Genomic DNA, 3,263 nt, shown 5'->3' with positions numbered 1-3,263 from the left:
GGATAGAGGAGGAACTGGAAAAACTGGAAAGGTAGGATTCTTTAGAAAAGCGTGAATCGCAAGTGCCGTGAATCGTTAATCGTAAATCGGAGGGGCAAGAAACAAAAGGGCGTGAGAAGTTAGACGTAAAAGAAAGGCGCAGGCAATACGAAAAACGAAGGGCATGGATCGGCAGAGCCAAAGTGTTTCCGGTACCATGCCCTTAAGTCTTCTGTAGACTGTCGCCTTATGTTTGCTTTTTTGTGGCCTTGAGTTCTTCCTGACGCCTTGTTTTCCGGTTTTTCGCTCTTCCGATTCCCGATTGGTGGTTTTGCCCCTTCGATTTACGATTTACGATTCACGTATTTTGCCCTTTCTGTATACAAATGCTGCAATTCAAGCTCTGACCCCAAGGTTAGATGACCCCAAGGTTAGAGGGAGGTCCAGCTCTTGAAGCCGCGGCCCAGGACCTCCGACGCATCCGATACGATCATGAAGGCCTTGGGGTCGCTGATGGACAGGTGGCGTTTCAGATCGACGGTCTGGCGCGGGGTCAGGACACAGAGCAGGGCGGGGCGCTCTTCCTGGGTGAAACCGCCCTCGCCGTGGAAGATCGTCACGCCCCGGCCGAGTTCCTCGGTGATGAAGGCGGCGGTTTCCTTGGGTCGGTTGCTGATGACGATGACCTGTCTCCTCCTGTCGAAGGATCGCAGGACGTTGTCGGTCAAAAGTCCGTCGACGAAGGTGCTGACCAGTCCGTAGATGGCCCCTTCGAGCCCGATGATAAAGACCGACACGCTGAGGATGACCAGGTTTATATAGAAGTTGAAACGGCCCACCTCTACCCCGTAGCGCTTCCTGAGAGCCACCACCAGCACGCCCGTGCCCCCCAGGGAGCTCCCCGACCGCAGCACCAGCCCGCCCCCAATCCCCTTCACCACTCCGGCGAGGATAGCCACCAGCAGCAGTTCGTTGAGTTGTGGGTGGGGCATGCCCTCCATGAGCTTGAGGAATGCGGTCATGAGGCCCACGGCGTAAACGGTCCACCCCACGAAGCGGAGGGACAGTTCCTTGAGCCCCCAGGAGAGCAGGACGACGTTGCCCACCCCCACCACCCACGCAGGGGAGATGCCGAAGGCGTAGTTGGTGAGCACGGCGATTCCCGCCACGCCCGAGGTGGGGAGGCGGTAGGGAAGCGTCAGGGCCATGATGCCGAAGGAGACTAGTAACGTGCCGAAGGAGACAAGGGCGAAGGTCGGCAGTTCCTCGCGGATCGTTGCCACGGCCTGGTCGATGTATTTACCGGGGTTCCATCTCATGGGATAGAGTATAATCCCTCCGAGCGTGCCTTCAAAGTCGCGGGCCGCTTCGTGTTACAATGTGGCCGATTCCGAAGTAAAGGGGGATTTGAAAAGGAAAATGCAGATGCCGATGCAAATAAGCCTTGACGAGGTGTTGTCCATGCTTCTGGCCAGGGTGGACAGCTTGGCCTTCAACGATGAGAATCTCAAGACGAAGTTCAACATCCTGGCCAGGGCCATGTACCGCAAGGGCCTGATAACCGATGAGGACATCGTCGATTCCATCCGGGAGGAGCACAGGATCCTGGCCGACCTTGGCGTCATCCAGGAGATCCCGGCCGATGACGTTATCCGCACCGTCGCGGAAGGCATCCTCCAGTGGGTCAAGGGAGACGTGGAGGCCATCAAAAAGGCCATGGACGAATACGAGAAGAAGCTGCAGGAACTGGCTAAACAGCAGGCGGGGAAGCCCAAGATAGACGTGGCCTCGCCGGCAGTGCTCCAGCAACTGGATATGCTCAGCGGAAAGGGCAAGGGGAAGAGCAAGCTCATCTATTAGTTTCGTCCTGTCTTGAGGAGGGTCCCGGCTTGAGCCGGGACCCTTTTTCGTAAGGGGCGCCTGCGCGGCAGGGGGTGGTGCGTTTGGCTTCGGTTTTTTCGGTCCTCTTCGTCGTTTTCTCGGCCCTACTGGGCGCCTCCATGGGGTCCTTCCTCAACGTGGTGGCCTCGAGGACCGTGGAGGGCCGTCCCTGGTGGGGGGGCGAACGGTCGAGGTGCGACAGCTGCGGGAAAGTGCTGTCCGCCCTGGAGTTGATACCGCTCTTGTCCTGGTTCATCTCCTCGGGGAGGTGCCGCTCCTGCGGGGCGGAGATCCCCGCGAGGTACCTGCTGGTGGAAGTCTGCGGGGCCGCGGCGGGCGGCCTCTTGGCCTGGAAGTGGGGCCCCTCGGCGACGACGGCCTTCGCCGCGGTGATCGCCGCCGGACTTTTTCTGAACGCCCTGACTGACCTTTACTCCGGTTATGTCTACGATCTTTTCGCCTGGGGGCTCGGGGCCGCGGGGTTGGTCCTGCGCATGGGCGGAGGTTGGGGCGCCCTGGCGGACGGCCTGCTCGGCGCGGGGCTGGGGTTTTCCGTCATCGCGGTGATCATCATCGTCAGCAGGGGTGGCATGGGGTGGGGTGATGCCAGCCTGATGGCGGGGATGGGGGCCGCCCTGGGGTGGCGTTTGACGGCCTGGGGTCTTTACACGGGCTTCATGATGGGCGGACTGACGGCCCTGGCCCTGCTCCTTTTGCGGAAGGTCAGGCGAAAGGATGCCCTTCCCCTGGGGCCGTTCCTGGCGGCGGGCGGGATCCTGTCGATGCTGACGGGGTCGTGGTTCTTTTCCTACCTTGGGATGGGGCCGGGCTGGCCCTGGGGTTAGAAGAGCGACCGGGCCAGGTAGGAGGAGATCATCTCCAGAGGCTTGATTGAAGGAGCGCCCCTGAAGTTGCGGAAGGCATGGTCGGCGCCCTCGATCACGACGAAGTCCTTCCTTTCCGGTGGCAAAGGGGCCGCCTCCACCAGGCGGCGGCAGGTCTCCTCGGCGAAGGTGAAGTCCAACGATCCGTAGAAGGAGATGAGCCTCTCCACTTTCAGGCGGCCGGCGGCCTCGACGAGAAGGTCGCTTTCGGGCATGGTGTCCAGGATCGGCAGGTCCCGGGCTAGTTCCGCCTCGGGACGGATCCTGAACCCCGAGCCTCCCAGGATTATGCCGGCGGGGGTGAAGGTGAGGGAGCCGTTGCCGGCGGCCAGGACGACGTGTATACCCCCGAGGGAGAAGCCGAAGAGCCAGACCCTGCCAGGAGCGGCTTTACCGGCGGCCGCCTCGATGCCTGCCACGGCGTCGGCATGATCCTGGAGAAAGGTCTTGCCCCGGAAGGCTGCGTGGGCCCAGGATTCCCTGTCTTCGCAGAAGGTTTCCCGGTCGCGCCTGTGGCGG

4 protein-coding genes are annotated in these 3,263 nt (G+C 61.3%); 2 read left to right on the top strand and 2 right to left on the bottom strand.

Annotated elements, in window-relative coordinates:
* Window positions 1–410: 410 nt before the first annotated feature.
* On the bottom strand, window positions 411–1,298 hold the full coding sequence (locus tag GX108_03415) for a YitT family protein (protein NLO56092.1): 888 nt from the start codon (window positions 1,296–1,298) through the stop codon (window positions 411–413).
* 100 nt (window positions 1,299–1,398) lie between these two features.
* On the opposite strand from GX108_03415, the gene GX108_03410 reads away from it, so the two are divergent.
* Both GX108_03410 and GX108_03405 read left to right on the top strand, forming a co-directional pair.
* Window positions 1,399–1,839, top strand: coding sequence for a hypothetical protein (locus GX108_03410; protein NLO56091.1), 441 nt, complete (start codon window positions 1,399–1,401; stop codon window positions 1,837–1,839).
* A gap of 83 nt (window positions 1,840–1,922) precedes the next feature.
* Window positions 1,923–2,705, top strand: coding sequence for a prepilin peptidase (locus tag GX108_03405; protein NLO56090.1), 783 nt, complete (start codon window positions 1,923–1,925; stop codon window positions 2,703–2,705).
* Here the strand turns inward: GX108_03405 and GX108_03400 are convergent.
* A partial coding sequence (locus GX108_03400) for an alpha/beta hydrolase (protein NLO56089.1) occupies window positions 2,702–3,263 on the bottom strand: 562 nt, incomplete at its 5' end. The genes GX108_03405 and GX108_03400 overlap by 4 nt on opposite strands.

The sequence above is a fragment of the Thermovirga sp. genome (genome assembly GCA_012523215.1).
Classification (GTDB): domain Bacteria; phylum Synergistota; class Synergistia; order Synergistales; family Thermovirgaceae; genus 58-81.
Note: the sequence above shows the minus strand (reverse complement) of the source record. Positions and strands in the feature narration are given on the sequence as shown.